Consider the following 21,762-nt stretch of genomic DNA (forward strand, 5'->3'; position numbering starts at 1 on the left):
CGGAGGCGTCAAGATGACTGAAACTGTGCTGGACAAGATCAAGGCCTACAAGCTGGAAGAGGTCGCCGCCGACAAGGCCGCCAAACCGCTTGAGACGGTCGAGGCCGAGGCCCGTGAAGCCGATCCGGTGCGCGGCTTTGCCAAGGCGTTGATGGCGGCCGGCCGTCAGGGTTATGGGCTGATCGCCGAGATCAAAAAAGCCAGCCCCTCCAAAGGCTTGATCCGCGAAGACTTCGATCCCGCAACCCTCGCCAAAGCCTATGAGGACGGCGGCGCAACTTGCCTGTCCGTGCTGACTGACACACCCAGTTTTCAGGGGGCAAAGCCGTTTTTGCCAGCGGCCCGCAATGCCTGCGCCCTGCCGGTGCTGCGCAAGGACTTCATGTATGATACCTATCAGGTGGCCGAGGCCCGTGCCCTTGGCGCCGATTGCATCCTGATCATCCTCGCTTCCGTCTCCGACATGCAGGCCGCCGAACTGGAGGCCGCTGCCTTTGAATGGGATATGGATGTGCTGCTTGAGGTTCATGACGAGGAAGAGCTGGACCGCGCCTGCAAGCTGAAATCGCCTCTCCTCGGCATCAACAACCGCAATCTCAAGACCTTCGACACCACGCTCGACACCACGCGCACCCTGTCGCGGCTGGTGCCTGCGGATCGCACCATCGTCTGTGAAAGCGGTCTTGCGACGCCCCAGGATCTCTCCGACATGGCGCGGTACGGCGCCCGCAGTTTCCTGATCGGCGAAAGCCTGATGCGCCAGGCGGATGTGACCGCCGCAACCCGTGATATCCTCGCAAACCCGCTGATGCCGGGGGCCATGTGATGGCGCTTACACATTTCGACGGCAAGGGCGATGCCCATATGGTCGACGTCTCCGACAAGGCGGTGACGGCACGGATCGCCACCGCCGAAGGCCACATAAGCATGGCGCGCGAAACCTTTGATATCATTTCGGAAGGTCGGGCAAAGAAAGGCGACGTTCTGAGTGTTGCCCGGCTGGCAGGCATCATGGGCGCCAAGAAAACGCCCGATCTGATCCCGCTCTGCCACCCGCTTCCGGTGACCAAAGTTGCCGTCGAACTGTCGCTCGATCCGGACCTGCCGGGGGTGCGCGTGGAAGCCACCGTAAAAACCACGGGCCAGACCGGCGTCGAGATGGAGGCGCTTACGGCTGTCTCCACCGCCGCGCTCACCGTCTATGACATGGCCAAGGCGGTGGATAAGGCGATGCAGATCGGCGGCATTCGCGTAACATTGAAAGACGGCGGGAAATCAGGCCGTTACGAGGCGTAGATGATCTCAGTATCCGAGGCCCTCGATACAGTTCTGAAACTGGTGTCCCCGATGCGGGTCGAAACGGTGCCGCTGCGCGCCGCAGCCGGTCGCGTTCTGGCGGCGCCGGTCTCGGCCAATCGCGACCAGCCGCCCTTCGCTGCCTCCGCGATGGACGGCTATGCGGTAAAGGCCGCCGAGGTTGAGCGTGACGCCATGTTCAAGGTGATCGGAGAAAGCGCCGCCGGTCATGGCTTCAAGGGCCGCGTCGGCCCCGGTCAGGCGGTCCGTATCTTTACCGGAGCGCCAGTGCCCGAAGGCGCTGATTTTGTGGTTATCCAAGAGGATACAAGCCGCACCGGATCCCTGATCACGATCTCGGATCATCCGGGGCCCGGCAACAATATCCGTCCCAAGGGCGGCGATTTTCAGCTCGGCAGCACGATCACGGCGCCGCGTCTGCTGTCGTCTGCCGATATCGCGCTGCTGGCCGCGATGAACATCGCCGAGGTGCCGGTGCATGTACGTCCGACCGTTGCCCTGATCTCGACCGGCGATGAACTGGTGCTCCCCGGCGATACGCCCGGCCCCGACCAGATCATCGCGTCCAACACCTTTGGCCTCGATGCGCTGCTCACGGCGGCTGGCGCCCGCGTCCGCATTCTGCCAATCGCCCGCGATACCGAAGGCAGCCTGCGCATGGCCCTGGATCTGGCCCGCGAGGCGAATCTGATCGTGACCATTGGCGGGGCCTCGGTGGGCGATCATGATCTGGTTGCCGGGGTGACCGAAAGCCTGGGTATGGCGCGCGCCTTCTACAAGGTTGCGATGCGCCCGGGAAAGCCGCTGATGGCCGGGACACTAGGCCGGTCCGCCATGGTCGGCCTGCCGGGAAATCCCGTGTCTGCAATGGTTTGCGGCCATGTCTTCCTGTTACCGATGCTGCGCGCCATGCAGGGGCTCCCGCCCCATGGTCCGCAACCGGCCGAGGCCCCCCTAGCGCAGGACCTGCCGGCCAACGGCCCGCGTACCCATTACATGCGGGCGCGGCTCAGCGCGGCGGAGCTGCATGTGTTTGACGATCAGGACAGCGCCCGGCTGACATTGCTTGCCGAGGCCAACGCGCTTGCCATCCGTCCCGCCAATGATCCGCCCCGCGCCAAGGGCACGATGCTTGCCTACCTTCCGATCTGATCGGATACGGCGATGCACGCCGGCGGATTTCACTTTGCCAACAATTCAGCATCAATTCGGCTGCGTTTGACAGGTTTCATGCGACATGCCGTTGACACAAAACGGGAACATGCGTAGAACAAAGCGAAACATCGAGCGGCTGAGAGGGATGTCATGCTGACGAAGAAGCAACTGGACTTGCTGGATTTCATCAACACACGTCTGCAAAAGGATGGCGTCCCCCCAAGTTTTGACGAGATGAAGGTGGCGCTTGACCTGCGCTCGAAATCGGGCATCCACCGGCTGATAACCGCTTTGGAAGAACGCGGATTTATCCGCCGCCTCGCACATCGTGCCCGCGCGATCGAGATCATCCGCCTGCCGGACAGCCTCGGCAGCGCCCAGCAGATGACAGAGGCAGCGCCATCCGAACCGGCCAATCAGGTCTCCGCCCCGGCAATGATCGCCGCGATGGAGCTGCCCGTGATGGGTCGCATCGCCGCCGGTGTCCCGATTGAGGCGATTAACCAGGTCTCCCATCAGGTCGCGGTCCCGGCCTCCATGCTGTCAGCCCAGGGGCAGCATTTCGCGCTGGAGGTCCGTGGTGATTCAATGATCGAAGCCGGCATCAATGATGGCGATATCGTTGTCATCCGCGAAACCTCCGTGGCTGACAATGGCGATGTGGTGGTTGCGCTGGTCGATGGACAGGAAGCCACGCTGAAACGCATCTACCGCAAAGGCAGCACCATTGCGCTGGAGGCGGCAAACCCGGCCTATGAGACCCGCCAGTATCCGCAGGATCAGGTAAAGGTGCAGGGCCGCCTTGTCGGACTCATCCGCACCTATTGACCAGAGGGGCGCCCTCGAAGATTACCCGCCCCAAGAAACACGCCTTTGAAAGAGGCTGTCGAGGATTATCACCTGTCGCGCTGTGGAGTATGGCTCCACAGTCGGTCACCAACCACGTCGCTCGCCGAGATCCAGCGCCCGTCCGGTTGCAGTTGCACACTGCCAAGGGTGCGCAGGCTATCAGCATCAAACACCCTGCAGCCCCCTACCGGTGACAGTGGGGTAGCGCTGACCAGCACCGCGTCCGCCGAGCAATCGCTCAGCGCTTCTGCGGCCGCCTTGCCAATCACGTGGATCAGCTGCTGATCAGAGATCGCGAGATACGCCGACACCGATTTGCCCGCAACGCTGGGCGCCGCCACCGCGATCCGCTGCCACAGCAGCGCACGCTCGGCCTGGGTTAGCAGGCTGCCGTCGTTCTCCGCCCATCGCTCGGCCGCATAGCCATGCCCCTTTGCGCGGGACAAGGCGCGGCCCTGCGCTGTCATCACGCCAACCAGCCCACCATTTGGCGCGATCAGGACCACGGGTCGGGGATGTCCGTACCAGAGCCCCGCTACCGCCAGCAGAACCGGCAGACCAACCCAGCGCAGCCGCCCGCGCCAGAGGGCAAGCAGCAGCGCGCCGAGGGCAACCAGCGGCAACACCACGGCGGGCGGCATCTGGACCGCACCCTGCGCGCCCTCCAGTCCGGCCACCCAATTGGCAACCGACAGGATCCAGCGGATGCCGAGGTCCATCAGCGCCAACCCGACACCGGATGCCCCGACCGGTGCGAGGCAGAGCGCCAGCACCGCCGCAGGAACCACCAGCAACCCCATAACCGGCACCGCCAGAACATTGGCCAGCAACCCGTAGTGAGACAGCATATTGAAATGCGCCGCCCCAAAGGGCGCCGTGGCAACGCCCGCAACCAGGGACGACAGCACCACCCCACCCACCATCCGCAGCCAGCGCGCGCCACCCGGCGCAACGTGATCCCGCAGCGCGCCGAAGACGACCACCAGCGCCGTTGTCGCCGCAAAACTCATCTGAAACCCGGGGCCAAGCAGGCTTTCCGGGCGGATCGCCAGGATCACCAGTGCCGCAAGCGCCACCGCCCGCAGCGACAGGGCGCGCCGATCCAGCAGCACCGCGCCCAGCATCATCGCAACCATGACATAGGCACGGGTACTGGCCACCTGCATGCCTGACAGCAGCAGGTAGGCGCTCGCCGCAAGCAGCGCAGCAACCGCGGCCAATTTCTTGGCGTTTACCCGCTGCGCATAGGCCGGAACCAGCGCCATCAGCAGCCGCAGGCCGCCAAAGACGACGCCCGCCAGAAGCCCCATGTGCAGCCCTGAAATTGCCAGCAGATGTGCAAGGTTGCTGGCTCTAAGCGCCTCCAGTTCCACCTGCGGGATGGCAGAGCGATCCCCGGTGGTGATGGCCGCGGCAAAGCCACCTGTGGCTTTCGGCATCTGGTCACGGATACGGTCGGAAATCCGCTGTCTCAGCTGCTGTACGGGCAGATCAGACCGGCTCGGCTGAACGCGCAGAACCGGCACCCGGGTATAGCCAACAGCCCCCAGACGCTGAAACCAGGCGTGCCTGCGAAAATCAAAGCCATGGGGCTCCACCGGTCCCTGCGGCGGCATCAGATGTGCGGTGGTCATGACCCGGTCGCCGATACCCGGCAGCGCGGCCCCGACCGGCAGTGACAGCCGCACCCGTGCCGGAGTGGCCCCAGCCGCCAGACGGTCCAGCACAGGCTGATCGAGGGTGATGCGCAGCCGGTCCCGGGCGGAGCGATCTATCGCGATTACCCGCCCTTCGACCGGGCCGTAATAGCGAAAGCTCAGCACCGGGGCAGCAACCGAATGGGCGCGCATCCCGGCGGCAGCAAAGCCGAGCGCGATCGTCACAATCGCCCAGCCCAGAAACACCAGCCCGTCCTGCCGGTCACCACGCCGCAACAGCAGCGCCCCACCCAGCGCAACGCCGCCCAGGCCGAAATAGTGAACCGCCACAGGTTCAAACCGCAGAGAAAAGAAAAAACCGATCCCGGTGCCGAACAGGACCGGCACCCAGGGAAACAGCTCCCCGCGCTGGGATTGCAGCAGACTGTCAAGAATGCCCAGGGCGCGCATGCTTGCTCCTTGCCTTCTGGCTCGGTAGACAGGCGACAAAACTACCCTTTCCATGGTTTCCAAAAGGTAAATCACCCCCATGTCCAAACCGGTCGTCACCCGTTTCGCCCCCTCTCCCACCGGCTATCTGCATATCGGTGGTGCGCGCACCGCGCTGTTCAACTGGCTTTATGCCCGTGGGCGCGGCGGCAAATTCCTGCTGCGTATCGAGGACACCGACCGCGAGCGCTCCAACCCCGAGGCGACCGCCGCCATTCTGCAGGGCATGGCCTGGCTGGGTCTGGATCACGATGGCGAGGTGGTCAGCCAGTTCGAAGGCGCCGAACGTCATGCCGCCGTTGCGCGTGAACTGCTTGAGGCGGGCAAGGCCTATAAGTGCTTTGCAACGCAGGACGAAATTGCCGCGTTCCGCGACCAGGCCAAGGCCGAGGGCAAATCGACGCTCTATCGCTCGCCGTGGCGTGACGCCGATTCCAGCAGCCATCCCGATGCGCCCTATGTGATCCGCATCAAGGCGCCGCAGCAGGGCAGCACCGTCATCCGAGACGAGGTTCAGGGCGATGTCACCATCAAGAACGAGCAGCTTGACGATATGATCCTGCTGCGCTCGGATGGGACGCCCGTCTACATGCTGGCCGTGGTGGTGGATGATCACGATATGGGCGTCACGCATGTCATCCGGGGCGATGACCACCTCAACAATGCCGCGCGCCAGATGATGATCTACGAAGCCATGGGCTGGGATGTTCCGGTCTGGGCCCATATCCCGCTGATCCATGGCCCTGATGGCAAGAAACTGTCCAAACGCCACGGCGCCCTCGGCGCGCAGGAATACCAGGCGATGGGCTATCCGGCTGCGGGCATGCGCAACTATCTGGCGCGTCTCGGCTGGAGCCATGGCGATGACGAATTTTTTACGGATGAGCAGGCCCGTGACTGGTTCGACCTTGACGGTATCGGCAAAAGCCCGGCACGATTTGACACCAAGAAGCTCGAAAACCTCTGTGGTCAGCACATTGCGATCAGCGATGATGCTGCGCTGCGGAATGAGCTGCAGGCCTATCTTGCCGCTGCTGGCAAGCCACAGTTAAATGACGTTCAGTCAAACGATCTTGAACGTGCGATGTATTGCCTCAAGGACCGAGCCAAGACTTTTCCGGAGCTGCTTGAAAAGGCTCATTTTATTCTGGCTTCACGCCCGCTCGATCTCGACGAGAAGGCGGCGAAGGCCCTGGCATCTGTATCCGACGGTATACTGAGTGAATTGACGCCGCAGCTGCAAAATGCTAGCTGGTCCCGAGACGATCTGGAGGCGCTTCTGAATACATTTGCAGAAGCACGGGATACCAAGTTCGGCAAACTGGCAGGCCCGTTGCGGGCAGCGCTGGCAGGCCGTGCGGTAACACCTTCAGTTTTCGATATGATGCTGATTCTGGGCCGGGACGAAACACTGGCCCGACTCGCCGACGTTGCCGACTGACCCCATCGTTAACCGCTGGGTAAGCCGGTACAGCTATGACCTCACCTGCGCGGTTGCCGTGCAGGTGCTGCCTGCACAAGGCGGGGGCCTCCCCCGCTTTCGCGCCTGTATCAGGAAGGGACATCTATGACCGATACAAAGAAAACCGCCCAGCTCAGCCTGAATGGCGAAACTTACGAGCTTCCCATTTTTTCGCCGACGACCGGGCCCGATGTTCTTGATATCCGCAAGCTCTACAGCCAGGCCGGTGTGTTCACCTATGATCCCGGTTTCACCTCGACCGCAAGCTGCGACAGCACGATCACCTATATCGACGGCGGCAAGGGTGAGCTGCTGCACCGCGGCTATCCGATCGACCAGCTGGCATCCAAATCGCACCACCTCGAAGTCTGCTACCTGCTGCTTTATGGTGAACTGCCGACCGCAGCCCAGCTGGAAGATTTCGAGACCCGCGTGACCCGTCACACCATGGTGCATGAACAGATGCACAACTTCTTCCGTGGCTTCCGCCGCGACGCGCATCCGATGGCAACCCTGGTGGGTGTTGTGGGTGCAATGTCGGCTTTCTATCACGACTCCACCGACATCAATGACCCCTGGCAGCGTGAAGTGGCCGCGATCCGCCTGATCGCCAAACTGCCCACCATTGCTGCGATGGCCTATAAATATTCCATCGGCCAGCCGTTTGTGTATCCGCGCAACGATCTGGATTACGCGGCCAACTTCCTGCACATGTGTTTCTCGGTTCCGGCAGAGGAATATCACGTCGACCCGATCCTCGCCCGCGCGATGGACCGGATCTTCATTCTGCACGCCGATCACGAGCAGAACGCGTCGACCTCGACCGTGCGTCTGGCGTCATCGTCCGGCGCGAACCCCTTTGCCTGTATCGCTGCGGGCATCGCCTGCCTCTGGGGTCCGGCCCACGGCGGCGCCAACCAGGCCTGCCTGGAAATGCTGAAGGAAATCGGCTCCGTTGACCGGATCCCCGAATTCATCGAACGCGCCAAGGACAAGAACGATCCGTTCCGTCTGATGGGCTTTGGCCATCGGGTCTACAAGAACACCGATCCGCGCGCCAAGGTGCTGAAACAGTCCGCCGATGAGGTTCTGGAGCTGCTGGGCGTTGAAAACAACCCGCTGCTGCAGGTCGCCAAGGAACTGGAGCGCACTGCGCTCAACGATGAGTATTTCATCGAGAAGAAACTGTTCCCGAACGTCGATTTCTACTCCGGCATCATCCTTGAGGCGATGGGCTTCCCGACCTCGATGTTCACACCGATCTTCGCGCTGTCGCGCACCGTCGGCTGGATTTCGCAGTGGAAAGAAATGATCGCGGATCCGCAGAACAAAATCGGTCGCCCGCGCCAGCTCTACCTCGGCGAAACCGCCCGCGATTACGTCGACATCGAAAAGCGCTGACCGGCAGCCGGTCTGCCCAGACCTCGCTGACCATCACAGATATGTGCCCTGCCTCCTAGGAGGCAGGGCTTTTTCATGGCGCCGACCTTGCAACCCCCAAGGCGCGCGCCCGCGCCGCAGCGTAACACAGCTTTAGATTGCAGGTCCGCGCCTTTCGGATAGGTCAACAATCAAAAGGTTAGGTCCGGGATGTTTCCAATGCAGAAACCTGGTTAACCCTTTTCATCGCATTTTACTCAACTACGAAGGGTTTCGATTGACGAAATATGACCTCGGCAATAGGCATAATCGCAATTGTTAATTAAACCTTAACGGGAGACGCACCGTGCTAATGCTTATGACAATGTTGGGGGTCGGCCTGCTGGCGGGTGTGATCATCAACGATTCCGACGATTCAGACAGCAATGACTCCAACGCAGATGAAAGCGGTAACGAGGAAAACGCGACCGTGATCGAGGGCAGCGAGGGTGCCGACCTGCTGTTCGGCACCACCGGCAGCGAAAACCTGCTTGGCGGTGAGGGTGACGACAACATCGACGCACGCGGCGGTCCCGATACGATCGAAGGCGGCGCAGGCGACGACCGGCTGGACGGTGGCTCGGCAAATGACAACGTCTTTGGTGGCGATGGTGATGACACTCTCATCGGTGGCAATGGCGATGATTTCATGCGCGGCAATGCCGGTGACGACACGCTGATTGACACCCGCGGCGCGGATCATCTGGTCGGCGGTCAGGGCAATGACCTGATCATCGCCGCAGGCATTCTGGACGAAGGCGCCTATGAAGACATCGTTCAGGGCCGCGAGACGCCGACCTCCGCAGCCGAGGTCAACGCCCTGCTGAACTTTGACTACACGGCCGATCAGGACGCTGCTGGCGATACCATCAATGCCGGTGCCGGTGACGACTCCGTGCTCTTTGGTCTCAACGATACGGTGACCGGTGGCAGCGGCAACGACAGCTTCGAAACCGGAGCCTGGCTGACCGAGGATGAACAGGCGACCATTACCGATTTCACGGCGGATGATGACCGGGTGGTCTATTACTACGACGAAACCGAAGACGAGCCGGAGCTGGAGGTGATCACCCGCGCAAATGAGGACGGCGGCACCGATGCCTATCTCGTTGCAGACGGCGAGGAGGTTGTGCGCCTGATCAATGCCGGTGCCAGCTTCAACCTGGCCGAACATGTCGCCCTGGTGGCCCGCAGCAGCTGACCAGGTGATCTGCCGGGCCGGGTCAATTGATCCGGCCCGGTCCGGCAGGACCCTTGGCGCAAAAAGAAACCCGCCCCCGCGCAGTCGATGCGCATCAGGGGCGGGTTTTGCATTTCAGGAACGGCATCAGCCGATCACGGATTGCACCGTCTTAGCGGCCTTCGAACTTCGCGGGGCGTTTTTCCATAAAAGCGGTGACCCCTTCCATGAAGTCCCGGGTCTTGCCGCATTGGCCTTGCAGATGGGCCTCCTCAGACAGCTGCTCCGGCAGGCTGTTGCCATAGCCATCGCGGATCGCGCTCTTGATCGCGCCGAACGCACGGGTCGGGCCATTCGCCAGATAGGCCGCACGGGCGCGCCAATGGGCGTCAAATTCGGCGTCGGGAATGGCTTCCCAGATCATGCCCCAGTCGCTCGCCTGTTTGGCGGAGATCTTATCGGCGAACAGCGCGGCCCCCATTGCCTTGGCCATGCCCATCTGGCGCGGCATGAACCAGGTGCCGCCGGCATCCGGCATCAGGCCAATACGGGCAAAGGCCTGCATGAAATAAGCGCTCTCGGTGGCGATCACCACATCGGCGGCCAGCGCCAGATTGGCCCCCGCACCCGCAGCCGGGCCGTTTACCGCGGCAATGGTGGGCACCGGGCAGTTATAGATCGCCTCCAGCATCGGGGTGTATTCATCCCGCAGCGTCCGCTCCAGATCCAGCTTGCCCTGGCTTGCGGCGTCGGACAGATCCTGCCCCGAACAGAATGACACGCCGGAACCGGTCAGGACCACCGCACGGGCCTCTTTGCCCGCGCGCTGCATCGCATGGGTGATCTCCGCCCGCGTCAGACCGGTCAGCGCGTTCATCTTGGCGGGTCGGTTCAGCGTCACAACGGCCAAGCCGTCTTCCAGCGAGAACAGAATTTCCTTGTAATCCATCAAAGGGCCTCGTGGTTAAAGGTTTTTCGCAGACTTGCCTATGCAAGCCCGCAGGAAAAGGCAAACGCCGCGTAACCTCTTACTGCAAAACCACCCGCGGGGGGGCTCTGGCCGGCGCTGTGCCGCTGCGGTTGTATGGGCGGTCCAATCGCCCCCCCCCCGCGCGGCACGTCTTGGAGGCTCAGTCTTTCAGGATGCGATCGAGCTGCGCACGTTCCTGCGCGCTAAGGCTGTCGGCGCCGGGGTCCTCCGCCTCCGGCGTGCGGCTGCGGGCGCGGATATAGCCCCCGGCCAGCAGCAGCGCCATCACCAGCATCAGCGGACCGGCGGCATAAAGCAGCCAGTTGGCACCGTTTGCACGCGGGCTGAGCAACACATATTCGCCGTAGCGCTCCACGATGAAGGCCATCGCCTCGGCGTCGCTGTCACCGGCCACCAGCCGCTCGCGCACCAGCAGGCGCAGATCACGGGCCAGATCGGCATTGCTTTCGTCGATATTCTCGTTGCGGCAGACCAGACAGCGCAGATCCTTCGACAGCTCACGCGCGCGACCTTCCAGAACCGGATCATCAAGAATTTCGTCAGGTTCAACCGCCAGCGCCGGGGTGCCGGTGGCAACCATCGGAGCCAACAGCGTCAACGCCAGCAACAGCCGGGCAAGAAACAGCCGTGTCATTCGGCGGGCACTCCTTCACGCGGGGCGCGGCGCGCCCCTGCCGCAACGCGGAAACGACGGTCAGTCAGACTCAGCAGACCACCCAAGGCCATCAACAGGCAGCCACCCCAGATCCAGTTCGCCAGCGGTTTGATATAGGTCCGTACCGTCCAGCCACCATTGGCCTGCTGGTCGCCGATCACCACATAGAGATCGCGCAGGAACCGGTAGTCTATCGCCGCCTCGGTGGTCGGCATCCGCGACACCGGATACTCACGCTTCTCCGGGTTCAGCAGCGCCACAAACCGCCCTGCCCGGGTCACTTCGATATCCGCCATGGTGCTGAAATAATTCGGCCCCTGCACCCGGCGCACGGCCTGCAGCTCCAGCGTATAGGCGCCGACGTCGAAGGGCCGGTTCACCTCGGCCACGCGAATGTCTTCGTCCTGCCAGGCGGTCAGCCCGGCGATGGCAAAGATGGTGACACCCAGACCGGCATGGGCCAGCGCCTTGCCCCAATCCGCACGCGGCAGGCGCAACAGACGCTGCCAGCGCCCGGTCGCGCTGCCCCGCAGCCAGAGGTCAGCAAAGGCGCCAACCACGATCCACACCCCGAGGAACAGCCCGATCGGACCCAGACCGGACCGGCCGGTCTGCATCGCCCAGGCCAGCACGCCAAACGCCACCGCCAGCGCAAAGACAAAACGCAGCCGCCAGGCCGTGCGCGCCAGAAGGCCGCGTTTCCACGGCAGCATCGCACCCACCGGCAGGATCGCGCCGAGCACCACCATGAAGGGGGTGAAGGCAGCGTTGAAGAACGGCGGACCCACACTCAGCTTGCGATCAAAGGCCATCTCCGCCACCACCGGCCAGAGCGTGCCGAAGAAGACGACAAAACAGCTCACCGCCAGCAGGATGTTATTGGCCACCAGCGCGGTCTCGCGGCTGACGAGGCCAAAGACCCCCTTGGCCTGCATCGCCTGCGCACGCAGCGCAAACAGCAGCAGCGCGCCACCGGTGAAAATCGCCAGAATATAGAGGATGAACACCCCGCGCTCCGGGTCGCTGGCAAAAGCATGGACCGAGGTCAGCAAGCCGGATCGCACGATAAACGTGCCAATCAGCGAAAAGCCAAAGGCAAGAATGGCCAGCAGGATGGTCCAGCTTTTCAGGGCTTCGCGCTTTTCCACCACGATGGCGGAATGCAGCAGCGCTGCCGCCAGCAGCCAGGGCATGAAGGAGGCATTTTCCACCGGATCCCAGAACCAGAAGCCGCCCCAGCCCAGCTCGTAATAGGCCCACCAGGACCCCAGCGCGATACCGATGGTGAGAAAGATCCAGGCCGCCAAGGTCCAGGGCCTGACCCAGCGCCCCCACGCGGCGTCAATCCGCCCCTCGATCAGCGCCGCCACGGCAAAGGAAAACGCCATGCTCAGGCCGACATAGCCGAGGTAGAGGAACGGCGGATGAAAGGCGAGACCGGGGTCCTGCAACAAGGGGTTCAGCCCCTGCCCGTCAAACGGCGGCACCGCAAGGCGCAGGAACGGGTTTGAGGTAAACAGGATGAAGGCAAAGAACGCCACGCCAATCGCCGCCTGTACTGACAGCACCCGGGCCTTCAGCGTTGGCGGCAGGCCATTGCCAAAGACCGAGGCCACGGCGCCAAACAGGCTGACAATCAGCACCCAGAGCAGCATCGACCCTTCGTGATTGCCCCAGGTGCCGGAGATTTTGTAAAGCATCGGCTTGGCGGAATGGCTGTTCAGCGCCACCAGCCGCAGCGAGAAATCTGACGTGATAAAGGCCCACATCAACGCCCCAAAGGAAAAGGCGGTAAAGAAGAACTGCGCCTGCGCCGCAGGCTCGGCCACCGACATCCAGCCGGGCCAGCGGAAATGGGCGCCAACCAAAGGCACCACCATCTGCACGGTGGCAATCACAAAGGCAAGGATGAGGGCGAAGTGACCGAGTTCTGTAATCATAGCCTATCTATAGGGCGATCCGGCAAGGCCGCCAATCGCAATCGGCGCGTCCTCACGCCGCAGTGTGCGCTGTTCTGAGGGCACAGGCATCGCGTGCATCATCCCTGTCACCTGGCTGCTCGGGAGAGGGCCATCCAGTCCTCCAGCGCTGGATTTTCAACGAGATCATAATCACTTGCGTCGACATCACCATGCAGCACCGGTGAGTTTGCCGATGCCGGGGCCTGAGGGTCGGCGCGGCGCAGCGCGTCGATCCGGGCGACATTCGCCGCGACCGCTGGAACCTGCGCGAGGCTTTCGGCGATCTCGCGCTGGAACCCCTGGCTTTTGAGCTGCTGGCGTGCCCCGAAATAGAAGGAGACGATCACGCCCAGCAACCACCACAGCGGCTCCGGGACCAGCGCCAGCCCCTGCATTCGGGCCGCAAACCACACGGGATCCACCATCGCCGAGCCGAGCAGCGCCAGCGTCGACAGCGCCAGCAAGGGCCGCGGCAGCCGGTTCAGCCCGTCCATCCAGCGATCGAACCAGCCTCGGGGCGCGCTGCCGCCGCCACGGGCAAATTCCGCCGCCAGCTGGGCCAGCGCATCCGCGCGGCGCGCCTGATCCCGCTCCGCACCGGCTTCGGCGTTCTCGCGAAACACCTCCAGCGTTTCGACAACGACATTCCGCTCCCGGCCGAACAGGCCCCGCAGCACATCCGCAATCAGCCCCATGTCGCCACCCGTGCCTGAAATTCTGCCGGGCTGAGGTGATATTGCGGCGAGATGAAGCTTTCGGCCCGCAGGATCCAGCCACCCTTGCCGCCCTTGCGGGTTCGGGCATATTTGCGGCTGGCCGGACGCCGGTCGGCAATGCGAAAGTAATAGTTCCGCCGGGCCACGCCATAGGCGTCCCGCAGCGCAACGCGGCCGATCTTGGCCGCCGCGCGGGCCGCCGTGGCGGTCTGCGGGCCGATCCGCCCATCCACGGCCAGCTCATAGCCCATCTGCACCAGCAGGCGCTGCAAAATCCGCACCGCATTGGCGCCGGCATTTACATACATGTCAAAGACCGAGGGCTGAAGCACCTCCGGCAGCGCCGCAATCCGGGGCCGGTCGAAGTAATGCCGGATGTAGAGATCCACCGCCTGCGCCTCGCTGACAGCCGCAACATCCGCCTTGTCGATGTCCCCATCGCCGGTCAGATCCATGCCGAGGCGCTGGAGCGTGCCGAGGGTTACACCGTGTTTGGTGGCGCCGCCGGGATCATCCGGGTCGTCCACATAGCCGCCTTCGCGGGCAATGATTTCCTGAGCGATGGCTTTGATGTCCTGCATGGGTCAGTCCCTTTGATTGGTTCGGGACACCAGCATGACAATGAAAAATGAGCGCACCCGGACCTCGGCGCGCGCTCGGATCGCAACACCCGATCCGAGCGCGTGATCGGGTGTCAAGACAACTGGAGGATCAGCTCTCCGGGGCCTGATACACGCCTTGTTCCTTTAGCGCGTCCATGACCTCTTTCGGCATATAGGTCTCATCATGTTTGGCAAGTATTTCAGAGGCTTCAAACACGCCATTGATGTAGCGACCGGTGCCGACCATACCCTGGTTCTCAGAGAACAGATCCGGCAGCACACCGGTATAGGTGACCGGGACCGAGGCGCCGCCATCCGTCACCACAAAGCGCAGCGTCTCGCCCTGACCACGCACGATGCTGCCCTCCTCGACCAGCCCGCCGATGCGAAAGACCTCGCTTGCCTCCGGTGGCGCCGCAATCACCTGGCTGGGCGAGCGGAAGAAATTGATGCCGTCGCGCATGGCGTAGCCAATCAACGCCGTCGCCACCACCAGCGCCACAGTTGTGAGCGCGATGATCTGGATACGGCGTTGTTTCTTCAGTGACTTCATCGGAGCCTCTTGGGTGCGGTCCGGCGCCGGAGGGCGCCAGACAATCGGGTATCAGGGGAACAGCGGCGCCATCATCAGCCCCGTGGTTTCCTCTTCACCTAACATCAGGTTGGCGTTCTGCAAGGCTTGCCCGCTGCTACCTTTTGTCAGGTTATCAAGTGCCGCAACGATGATGGCGCGGCCTTCGATGCGGTCTGCAGCGACCCCGATGTGGCAGAAGTTGGAGCCACGGATATGCCGCGTGGAGGGCGCCTCACCAAAGGGCAGCAGCTCGATGAAGGGCTCATCCGCATAAGCGCTGGCAAAGGTCTGATGGATCGTCTGCGCGTTCCCTTTGACATAGACGGTGGCAAGAATGCCGCGGTTGGCCGGCACCAGATGCGGGGTGAACTGCACCTTGACCGGGCGGCCTGCGATCTTGGAAAACTCCTGGTCAAACTCGCCCAGATGGCGGTGCGTGCCACCGATGGCATAGCCGTGGTACCCTTCGCTCAGCTCGGCGTGCAGCAGGTTTTCCTTCAGGCTGCGGCCAGCGCCGGAAACGGCGCACTTCAGGTCCAGAATGATGTCATCGAGATCAATCACCCCGGCCGCGATCAGCGGGCGCAGCGCAAACTGGCCAGTGGCCGCATTACAGCCGGTGCCGGCCACCAGCCGCGCGGATCTGATTTCCTCGCGGTAGAATTCGGTCAGGCCATAGACCGCCTCTTTCTGCTGCGCCAGCGCGGCATGGGGGTTGCCGTACCATTTTTCATATTCCGCAGGATCGCGCAGCCGGAAATCCGCCGACAGATCCACGATCTTCAGATCCTGCGGCAGGGCGGCAATCACGTCCTGGCTGGTCTTATGCGGCAGCGCGCAGAAACACAGGTCAATACCCGCAAAGTCGATTTCGTCAATCTTGCAGAGCACCGGCAGATCCATATGGCGCAGATGCGGGAACACCTCGGCCATGGTCATGCCTGCCTTACGGTCGGCAGAGAGGGCGGCAATTTCGATCATGGGGTGCTGATCAATCAGCCGCACCAGTTCAGCGCCGGTGTAACCGGAGGCGCCCAGAATAGCTACTTTATGGGTCATCATGGACCTCTTTGAAACAAGGGAAGAACGAGATGCCGCGTCGAGATTGCGGCAGTGATAGCAAAGACGGTGGTGACCAGAGTTGCGGCAGATCAAACAATCGCCGAAATCCGCTCACCGGCGCGGCTCAGGCCGCCTGAAAGATCATCTCTCGTCGCAAGAACTGCGTGGCGCGATCGCTGACGCGGCTCGGCACACCGGTGGTGTAGAACCCGCCCTGCCCCGCGCCCATCATATGGGGATGACGCTCCAGATAGTCGGCAAGGCTCTCGGCCACCAGTTTGCCCTGGCTGAACACCTGAACCTCGTCGCCCAGAGCCGCCTGAAAGATATCTTCCATCAGCGGGTAATGGGTGCAGCCAAGGATCGCCGCCTGCGGCTGTGGCATCTTGCGCTTCAGCGCATCGACATGGCTGCGCACCAGCGCCTCGGCAAGGATCATGTCGCCGTCTTCGATGGCATCCACAACACCACCGCAGGCCTGCGCCTCGACATCGACGCCGATGGCGCGAAACGCCAGTTCACGCTGGAACGCGCGGCTGGAGACGGTGGCGGGCGTTGCAAACAGCGCGACATGTTTCACCGCAACTTCGCGCGGCGGCGAATTGTCGCCCCACTGCCGCTCGGTCAGCGCTTCGATGAGAGGGACAAACACACCCAGCACGCGCTTGCCCGCGGGCAGCCCGCCTTCCTGCATCCGGCGCAGCGCCGCCGCCGAGGCGGTGTTGCAGGCCAGAATGACCAGATCGCAGCCCTTGGACCACATGTCTTCAACTGCGGCCTTGGTCAGCTGGTAAATGTCTTCGGCATCGCGCACGCCATAGGGCGCATGGGCGCTGTCCGCGTAGTAGAGGAAGTCCACATCCGGCAGCCGCTCCTGCGCGGCATTCAGAACCGTCAGCCCGCCAAGGCCGGAATCAAAGATACCTACAGCCATCTGTCTCTCTCGCTCACCGCTCAGGCGCGGTGTTTCTCCTCAAACTCATACCCATAGTCATAGGATTTGAGTGGTTTCGGAGACAGCTCATACGTGGCTTTGCGCAGGAAATCCATCATTGCTTTTGCGTCACCTGCCAGCGGATCGAGGATCTCGCGCCCGATCGGGCTGCCGATGGCGACCCGGACCGGCGTATCCACCCGTTTGCGAAACTCCTTGATCAACAGGCCCATACGCAGAGTCGGGTGGACATGGCTGGCGATCTGGAACAGCCGGGAGGTATGCCCGTCGAAGTAGATCGGCACCACAACCGCGCGGGATTTGGCGATCATCCGCGCAGTAAAGCCACGCCAGACCGGATCCATCGGCGGCACCATCGGCCGCAGAAAGGGCCGCGCGGCGGTGGACACCGTGCCGCCCGGAAAGATGCCGATCGCGCCGCCCTGACCCAGATAGTCCAGCGCGGTCTTGCGGGTCTCCAGATTGGTCTTTAGTGCCGCCTTGGTTTCGGCAAAATCAATCGGCAGGATAACGCGGGACAGATCGTCGGCCTTGCGAAACACCTGATGCGCCAGAATGCGGAAATCGCCCCGCGCCTCGGACAGGATATGCCCCAGCATCAGACCATCCAGAATACCGTAGGGATGATTGGCGATCACCACCACCGGCTGATCCTTCGGGATATTGGCAAGCGTACCTCCCAGCAGCTCCAGCTGCAGCCCGTAGCGGTCGCGCATGACAGTCCAGAAGCTCTGCCCGGCGGCGACATCCGCCTCATAGCCTTCGGCACGTTTGATCAGCTGTAGCCGCCCGGTGGCATTCTCCATCACCCGGATCATCGCCCGTCCGGGCCGGGTCTGGGCGGAATTTGCATAAGAGAGATCTCGTGCGCTTCGTATCGCTTCACGTCGTGATCCAGTGTCTCTGGCATAACTGTTCATGTTGCCGGGCGTGCTGCGGATGGACGACATAGCGAACCTCGTGGTCTCAGTCTCTGGTTTACGCAAGGGCAGCGAAGCCCCCGCTCCGGCTATAGGGCCTGTGCCCCGGTCTACACAACCAGGGTAACGGCGATGCGACAGCGGGTTGGCAATCTGTGTCTTTCCGGTTCCAGATCCCCCGGATCAACGACAAAGGGCGCCCCCGATCCGACCGGTGGCGCCCTTCCGAAGTGGTCTGGCCCAAGTGGCTCGGCCAGAACGACCGCCAGCAGCGGCCCGCGTTATTCCGCGGCCGTCTTCAACTCGCTGCCGCCCTGACGCAATGCGGCCAGCAGCTCCTCGCGGCGTTTGGCGGCCTTGGTCTCGTTGGCCTGTTTCACCGGACCAAAGCCGCGGATTTCCAGCGGCAATTCCGCCAGCGCAATCAGCGGTGCCATGATCTCAGGCGATGCCTTGGGCAGCCATTCCTTCATGTCGGCCTCATACTGGCTGATCAGCGCCCGCTCCATTTTGCGCTCGGCGGTATAGCCAAACACATCCAGCGGCGTGCCGCGCAGACCTTTGAACTTTGCCAACAGCCGCAGCCAGCGTTCCAGACCCGGACCAAACTTGCGCTTTTTCGGGCGCCCGTTCGGATCGGTGCCAGTCAGCATCGGCGGCGCGAGGTTGTAGGAGATCTTCAGATCGCCCTCGAACTCGGCCTCGGCTTTCTCACGGCTCGACAGCAACAGCCGCGCCACCTCATATTCATCCTTGTAGGACAACAGTTTGTGGTAGCCCTTGGCCACAGCTTCCTTCAGCGCTTTGTCAGAAATGCCGTCCAGCATCCTGCCATAGCGCTTGGCCAGACGCGGCCCCTGATAATCGACCAGCTGGGCACTGCGGAAAGCGATCTGATCCTCCAATGTCTTGGGCAGTTCGACCACATTGGGGGCGATCAGCTTCTGCACCTCCTGCGGATATTGCACCGCCCAGCGACCGATATCAAAGGCGCGCAGATTGCGCTCAACCGCAGCCCCATTGAGGGTGATCGCCTCGCGGATGGCCTCCAGGCTGATCGGCAGCAGACCGCGCTGCCAGGCGGCGCCAAAGATCATCATGTTGGAGAAGATCGAGTCGCCCATGCTGGCGCGCGCCAGTTCGGAGGCGTCAAAAAGATCCAGACGATCCCGCAGACGGGCCTCAAGCGCGACCTGAAGCCGATCACTCGGGATCTGGAAATCCGTGTCGCGGGTGAAATCACCGGTGATGATCTCATGGCTGTTCACCACCGCACCGCTCTTGCCGGTTTTCATCAACCCGATGGTTTTTGCCCCGGCAGACACAACCAGATCGCCGCCGATCAGCGCATCACATTCGCCAGTGGCCACGCGGATGGCGCTGATGTCTTCGGGCCTGTTGGCAATGCGGCAGTGGATATGCACCGCGCCGCCTTTCTGGGCGAGACCGGCCATCTCCATCATGCCAGCGCCCTTGCCATCAATCTGCGCGGCCTGCGCCAGCACGGCACCGATGGTGACAACGCCGGTGCCACCGACGCCGGTGATCACCACGTTGTGGGTGCCATTGATGCTCGGCAGCTCAGGCGTGGGCAGGTCCGGCAGGTCTAGTGCGGCGGTCGGCTCCTTGCGGATCTTTGCCCCTTCGATGGTCAGGAATGACGGGCAGAAGCCTTTGACGCAGCTGAAATCCTTGTTGCAGGACGATTGATCAATGGCGCGTTTGCGGCCCAGTTCGGTTTCCTTCGGCACGATGGAGACGCAGTTCGATTGCACCCCGCAGTCACCGCAGCCCTCGCAGACGTCGGAGTTGATGAACACGCGCATGTCGGGATCGGGGAACAGGCCCTTCTTGCGACGGCGGCGTTTTTCGGCGGCGCAGGTCTGAATGTAGATGATGGCGGAGACGCCTTCGACCTTCTCAAACTCCTTCTGTACCACCATCAGCTCCGCACGCTCATGCATCCGCATACCTGCCGGGAACAGCTTGGCGTCGACGTCTTCCTTTTCGTCATAGACCACCGCGATGGTTTTCACGCCCATCGCCGTCAGCTCATGCGCGATCTGCTGGGCGGTCAGCCCGCCCTCGGCCTCTTGTCCGCCGGTCATGGCGACCGCGTCATTATAGAGGATCTTGAAGGTGATATTGGTGCCTTCGGCCAGCGCCGCGCGAATGGCCTGCACGCCGGAGTGGTTGTAGGTGCCGTCGCCAAGGTTCTGGAACACGTGCTTGCGGTTGGAGAACGGCGCCTCGCCGACCCAGTTCACGCCCTCGCCGCCCATATGGGTGAAGCCGGTGGTCTCGCGGTCCATCCACTGCACCATGAAATGACAGCCAATCCCGGCATAGGCGCGGGAGCCATCCGGCAGCTTGGTCGAGGAGTTATGCGGACAACCCGAGCAGAAATAGGGCAGACGGGCAGCGATTTCCTCGGCATTGTCGGCACGCTTCGCCTCATCCAGCGCCGAGAGACCAGCACGGATCGCCTCGGTCTCGCGGCCCTCTTCGATCAGGATCTGGCCGAGTTTCTCGGCAATCATGATCGGGTCGAGCGCATATTTCGTCGGGAACAGCTCGTCGCGGTGCATCCCGCCTGCGCCGCCCTTGTACCAGCCGTAGACGCGGCGGCCCTTGCGCTCGTCAAACAGGGCTTCCTTGATCTGGATCTCGATCAGCTTGCGCTTTTCCTCGACCACAACGATCAGGTCCAGATCTTCGGCCCAGGCGTTGAACCCCTTCATGTCCAGAGGCCAGGTCTGGCCAACCTTATAGGTTGTAATCCCCAGCCGTTCGGCCATGGTCTCGTCGATGTTGAGCAGCGACATCGCGTGGACCAGATCCAGCCAGTTCTTGCCCGCCGCGACAAAGCCGATCTTGGCGCCCGGCTTGCCCCACATGCGCTTGTCCATCTTGTTGGCGTGGCTGAAAGCCTCCGCCGCAAAGCGCTTGTAGTCGATGATCCGGTTTTCCTGACGGAAACGGTCATCATCCAGACGAATGTTCAGGCCATCGGCCGGCATGTCGAACTCCGGCGTGACCAGCTGCATACGGTCCGGGTTGCCATCGACGACCGATGTCACCTCGATCGTGTCCTTCATGGTTTTCAGACCAACCCACAGCCCCGAAAAGCGGCTGAGCGCAATGCCGTAGATCCCGTAATCAAGGATTTCCTGCACGCCAGCCGGGCTGACGATGGGCAGGTAACAATCCATCAGCGACCATTCCGACTGATGCAGCACGGTGGAGCTTTCGCCGGTGTGGTCATCGCCCATCGCCATCAACACGCCGCCATATTTCGACGAGCCGGCCATATTGGCATGGCGGATGGCATCGCCAGAGCGATCGACCCCCGGCCCCTTGCCGTACCACAGGCCAAAAACGCCGTCATATTTGCCCTCGCCACGCACCTCGGCCTGCTGGGCACCCCAAAGGGCGGTCACGGCGAGATCCTCGTTCAGACCGAATTGAAAGGTGACATCGCTTGCGGTCAGATGTTTTTCCGCCCGCTTCATCTGCATGTCGACAGCGCCAAGCGGCGAGCCGCGATAGCCTGTCACCAGACCAGCCGTATTCAGCCCCGCCGCCTTATCCCGGTGTTTCTGCATCAGCATCAGACGCACCAGCGCCTGGGTGCCATTCAGCATCACCGGTGATTTTGTCAGATCGAATTTGTCGTTCAGAGAAATCTTCTGCGTGCTCATCCTGGGCCTCCCCAACCTCGATTAGCTTGCACTGCTTGGCGATATATTAGGTCATAATTGCTGACCTGTATACTGTTTTCTGCCGGAATATGTTTC

Annotated in this window: 18 protein-coding genes; 7 read left to right on the forward strand and 11 right to left on the reverse strand. The window is 62.4% G+C overall.

Translation table 11 applies throughout. The annotated features are described in order from the left end of the window. Positions 1 to 13 precede the first annotated feature (13 nt). The 4 genes from trpC to lexA all read left to right on the forward strand — a co-directional run bounded on the left by trpC (position 14) and on the right by lexA (position 3,300). Positions 14 to 826: an indole-3-glycerol phosphate synthase TrpC gene (gene trpC / locus VWY34_RS14720; RefSeq protein ID WP_416534868.1), complete on the forward strand. Its 813-nt coding sequence runs from the start codon at positions 14 to 16 to the stop codon at positions 824 to 826. Further along, positions 826 to 1,296: a cyclic pyranopterin monophosphate synthase MoaC gene (gene moaC / locus VWY34_RS14725; protein ID WP_340545695.1), complete on the forward strand. Its 471-nt coding sequence runs from the start codon at positions 826 to 828 to the stop codon at positions 1,294 to 1,296. The genes trpC and moaC overlap by 1 nt, the downstream gene beginning before the upstream one ends. Then, complete coding sequence (glp, locus tag VWY34_RS14730; protein WP_416545934.1) at positions 1,297 to 2,469, forward strand: gephyrin-like molybdotransferase Glp; 1,173 nt, start codon at positions 1,297 to 1,299, stop codon at positions 2,467 to 2,469. Between the two features lie 153 nt (positions 2,470 to 2,622). Next, positions 2,623 to 3,300 (forward strand): transcriptional repressor LexA, encoded by a 678-nt coding sequence (gene lexA, locus VWY34_RS14735; protein ID WP_340545697.1) that lies wholly within the window; start codon positions 2,623 to 2,625, stop codon positions 3,298 to 3,300. Positions 3,301 to 3,368: 68 nt separating this feature from the next. On the opposite strand, the gene VWY34_RS14740 is transcribed toward lexA, so the two are convergent. After that, entirely contained in the window at positions 3,369 to 5,429 is a 2,061-nt protein-coding gene (locus tag VWY34_RS14740) for a ComEC/Rec2 family competence protein (RefSeq protein ID WP_416545936.1), read from the reverse strand. A 79-nt stretch (positions 5,430 to 5,508) separates the two neighbouring features. Between VWY34_RS14740 and gltX the strand changes: the two genes are divergently transcribed. From gltX to VWY34_RS14755, 3 genes are all read left to right on the forward strand, one after another. After that, positions 5,509 to 6,909: a glutamate--tRNA ligase gene (gltX, locus tag VWY34_RS14745; protein WP_416549065.1), complete on the forward strand. Its 1,401-nt coding sequence runs from the start codon at positions 5,509 to 5,511 to the stop codon at positions 6,907 to 6,909. Positions 6,910 to 7,035: 126 nt separating this feature from the next. Continuing rightward, a complete protein-coding gene (locus VWY34_RS14750; protein WP_340545700.1) occupies positions 7,036 to 8,331 on the forward strand; it encodes a citrate synthase in 1,296 nt (431 codons plus the stop codon). Positions 8,332 to 8,668: 337 nt separating this feature from the next. Continuing rightward, a complete protein-coding gene (locus tag VWY34_RS14755; RefSeq protein WP_416545938.1) occupies positions 8,669 to 9,550 on the forward strand; it encodes a calcium-binding protein in 882 nt (293 codons plus the stop codon). A gap of 151 nt (positions 9,551 to 9,701) precedes the next feature. On the opposite strand, the gene VWY34_RS14760 is transcribed toward VWY34_RS14755, so the two are convergent. The 10 genes from VWY34_RS14760 to VWY34_RS14805 all read right to left on the reverse strand — a co-directional run bounded on the left by VWY34_RS14760 (position 9,702) and on the right by VWY34_RS14805 (position 21,666). Beyond that, a complete protein-coding gene (locus VWY34_RS14760) occupies positions 9,702 to 10,478 on the reverse strand; it encodes an enoyl-CoA hydratase-related protein (RefSeq protein WP_340545702.1) in 777 nt (258 codons plus the stop codon). 181 nt (positions 10,479 to 10,659) lie between these two features. After that, the gene (locus tag VWY34_RS14765; protein ID WP_416540117.1) at positions 10,660 to 11,154 is read right to left on the reverse strand and encodes a cytochrome c-type biogenesis protein; all 495 of its coding nucleotides are present in this window, start codon (positions 11,152 to 11,154) and stop codon (positions 10,660 to 10,662) included. Continuing rightward, complete coding sequence (locus VWY34_RS14770) at positions 11,151 to 13,115, reverse strand: heme lyase CcmF/NrfE family subunit (RefSeq protein ID WP_416545940.1); 1,965 nt, start codon at positions 13,113 to 13,115, stop codon at positions 11,151 to 11,153. Before VWY34_RS14770 ends, VWY34_RS14765 begins: the two co-directional genes overlap by 4 nt. 107 nt (positions 13,116 to 13,222) lie before the next feature. Next, positions 13,223 to 13,831, reverse strand: coding sequence for a holin family protein (locus VWY34_RS14775; protein ID WP_416534861.1), 609 nt, complete (start codon positions 13,829 to 13,831; stop codon positions 13,223 to 13,225). Beyond that, a complete protein-coding gene (locus tag VWY34_RS14780; RefSeq protein WP_340545706.1) occupies positions 13,822 to 14,433 on the reverse strand; it encodes a holin-associated N-acetylmuramidase in 612 nt (203 codons plus the stop codon). Before VWY34_RS14780 ends, VWY34_RS14775 begins: the two co-directional genes overlap by 10 nt. Before the next feature lie 130 nt (positions 14,434 to 14,563). Beyond that, positions 14,564 to 15,007: a cytochrome c maturation protein CcmE gene (gene ccmE, locus VWY34_RS14785; RefSeq protein ID WP_340545707.1), complete on the reverse strand. Its 444-nt coding sequence runs from the start codon at positions 15,005 to 15,007 to the stop codon at positions 14,564 to 14,566. 51 nt (positions 15,008 to 15,058) lie between these two features. Continuing rightward, the gene (gene argC / locus VWY34_RS14790) at positions 15,059 to 16,087 is read right to left on the reverse strand and encodes an N-acetyl-gamma-glutamyl-phosphate reductase (RefSeq protein WP_416540114.1); all 1,029 of its coding nucleotides are present in this window, start codon (positions 16,085 to 16,087) and stop codon (positions 15,059 to 15,061) included. A gap of 127 nt (positions 16,088 to 16,214) precedes the next feature. Further along, entirely contained in the window at positions 16,215 to 17,024 is an 810-nt protein-coding gene (locus VWY34_RS14795; RefSeq protein ID WP_416545942.1) for a glutamate racemase, read from the reverse strand. A 20-nt stretch (positions 17,025 to 17,044) separates the two neighbouring features. Then, positions 17,045 to 17,965 carry a lysophospholipid acyltransferase family protein gene (locus VWY34_RS14800; protein WP_416546472.1) on the reverse strand — a complete coding sequence of 307 codons (921 nt, stop codon included), beginning with the start codon at positions 17,963 to 17,965 and terminating at the stop codon, positions 17,045 to 17,047. Between the two features lie 281 nt (positions 17,966 to 18,246). Then, positions 18,247 to 21,666, reverse strand: coding sequence for an indolepyruvate ferredoxin oxidoreductase family protein (locus VWY34_RS14805; protein WP_416545944.1), 3,420 nt, complete (start codon positions 21,664 to 21,666; stop codon positions 18,247 to 18,249). Positions 21,667 to 21,762 lie beyond the last annotated feature (96 nt).

Source organism: Phaeobacter sp. JH20_02 (genome assembly GCF_048056915.1).
In the GTDB taxonomy this organism is placed as follows: domain Bacteria; phylum Pseudomonadota; class Alphaproteobacteria; order Rhodobacterales; family Rhodobacteraceae; genus Phaeobacter; species Phaeobacter bryozoorum.